Origin of the sequence: Pseudomonas edaphica, from assembly GCF_005863185.1 — a bacterium.
Lineage (GTDB): Bacteria > Pseudomonadota > Gammaproteobacteria > Pseudomonadales > Pseudomonadaceae > Aquipseudomonas > Aquipseudomonas edaphica.
Genome location: NZ_VBVZ01000833.1, coordinates 1 through 2,163, shown reverse-complemented (window position 1 = coordinate 2,163; position 2,163 = coordinate 1). Strand labels below are relative to the sequence as shown.

General features: G+C 60.4%; 2 protein-coding genes. Both read left to right on the top strand.

Going from position 1 to position 2,163, the window contains the following annotated elements:
• A partial coding sequence (locus tag FEM54_RS31060) for a polysaccharide deacetylase family protein (protein WP_138454121.1) occupies positions 1–713 on the top strand: 713 nt, incomplete at its 5' end.
• Positions 714–791: 78 nt separating this feature from the next.
• Positions 792–2,132, top strand: coding sequence for an MFS transporter (locus FEM54_RS31055; RefSeq protein WP_065912690.1), 1,341 nt, complete (start codon positions 792–794; stop codon positions 2,130–2,132).
• Positions 2,133–2,163: the final 31 nt, after the last annotated feature.

Below are 2,163 nucleotides of genomic sequence, written 5' to 3'. Positions count from 1 at the left end.
GCACCACCTGGTTTATTCCCGGTCACTCAATGGAAACCTTCCCCGAGCAGATGAAAGCGGTGGCCGACGCCGGCCACGAAATCGGCGTGCACGGCTACAGCCACGAAAACCCGATCGCGATGACCGCCGAGCAGGAAGAAATCGTCCTCGATAAGTCGATCGAGCTGATTACCCAAGTTACCGGCAAGCGCCCGACCGGTTATGTCGCGCCCTGGTGGGAGTTCAGCAAGGTCACTAACGAGTTGCTGCTGAAAAAAGGCATCAAGTACGACCACAGCCTGATGCACAACGACTTCCACCCTTACTACGTGCGCAAGGGCGATAGCTGGACCAAGATCGACTACAGCCAGCACCCGGATACCTGGATGAAACCTTTGGTGCGCGGCGAAGAAACCGACTTGGTGGAAATCCCGGCCAACTGGTACCTCGACGACCTGCCGCCGATGATGTTCATCAAAAAAGCCCCCAACAGCCACGGCTTCGTCAACCCGCGCCACCTGGAAGAGATGTGGCGCGACCAGTTCGACTGGGTTTACCGCGAACACGAACACGCGGTGTTCACCATGACCATCCACCCCGACGTGTCCGGCCGCCCGCAAGTGCTGTTGATGCTCGAGCGCCTGATCGAACACATCCAGAGCCATGCCGGCGTGCGCTTTGTCACTTTTGACGAAATTGCCGACGATTTTATCCGCCGCCAACCGCGTACCTGATCTGAGTCATCCGTTACCTGTGGTTCAGGTTCCACCTTGGCTAGTCGGCATTTGCCCCAACCCTGCGAGGCGCGATTTATGTCCATCTACAACAAGCTTGACCTGACTGGCTGGAAACCCCGGCAACTGACGTCGCAAGAGGTGCGCTTTGCCACCTGGATCGCGTTTTTCGCCTGGGTGTTTGCGGTGTATGACTTCATCCTCTTCGGCACCTTGCTGCCGGAGATCGGCCGGCATTTTGGCTGGGGTGAAGTGGAGCAAGCTGAAATCGCAACATGGGTGGCGGTGGGCACAGCGGTGGTCGCCTTTGCGATTGGCCCGGTAGTGGACAAGTTGGGCCGGCGCAAAGGCATTATTTTTACCGTGGCAGGTTCCGCGCTGTGCTCGGCACTTACCGCGATTGGCGGTGCGTGGGGCAAGTCACCGCTGATTCTGATTCGTTCGCTGGGCGGCCTGGGCTATGCCGAGGAAACCGTCAACGCCACGTACCTGAGCGAGCTGTATGGCGCCTCGGAAGACCCACGACTGACCAAGCGCCGCGGGTTTATCTACAGCCTGGTGCAGGGCGGCTGGCCGGTGGGCGCGTTGATCGCTGCCGGGTTGACCGCGCTGTTGCTGCCGATTATCGGCTGGCAGGGGTGTTTCATCTTTGCAGCGATCCCGGCCGTCGTGATCGCGATCATGGCGCGCAAGCTCAAGGAGAGCCCGCAGTTCCAGATCCATCAGCGCATCAGCGAACTGCGTAAAAGCGGCGCGGTAAAAGAAGCGCAAAACGTCGCTGTGACTTACGGCGTCGACTACGACGAACACAGCAAGGCTGGCCTTAAAGCTGCCTTCCGTGGTCCGGCACGGCGCGCCACGCTGGTGATCGGCGCCGCGTTGTTGCTCAACTGGGCAGCGATCCAGGTGTTCAGCGTGCTCGGCACCTCGGTGATCGTCAGCGTGCACCATATTTCGTTCGAGAACTCGCTGATCATCCTCGTGCTGTCGAACCTGGTGGGTTACTGCGGCTACCTGACCCACGGCTGGATGGGCGACAAGATCGGCCGCCGCAACGTGATCGGCCTGGGCTGGATGCTCGGTGGCCTGGCATTTGCCGGGATGCTGTTTGGCCCAAGCAACATGCCGATGGTGGTCGGGCTTTACAGCCTGGGCCTGTTCTTCCTGATCGGGCCTTACTCGGCGGCGTTGTTCTTTATCAGCGAGAGTTTCCCCACCAGCATCCGCGCCACCGGCGGCGCGATCATCCATGCCATGGGGCCGATTGGTGCAGTGGTCGCAGGGTTTGGCGCCACCCAGGTGTTGTCCGCCGGCAGTGACTGGCAGACCGCCGCGCTGTGGTTCGGCGCGCTGCCGTGCTTCTTGTCCGGCGCGCTGATGTTTGCCGCACGCCATGTGCGTCCGGAAACCGTTCAGTAAGGAGTGTTAGATGAGCCGTAAAGTTGCCTTG

Bases quoted from the DNA above. Each gene is read 5' to 3' on its own strand.
- FEM54_RS31055 (WP_065912690.1), top strand. From the start codon at position 792: ATGTCCATCTACAACAAGCTTGACCTGACTGGCTGGAAACCCCGGCAA.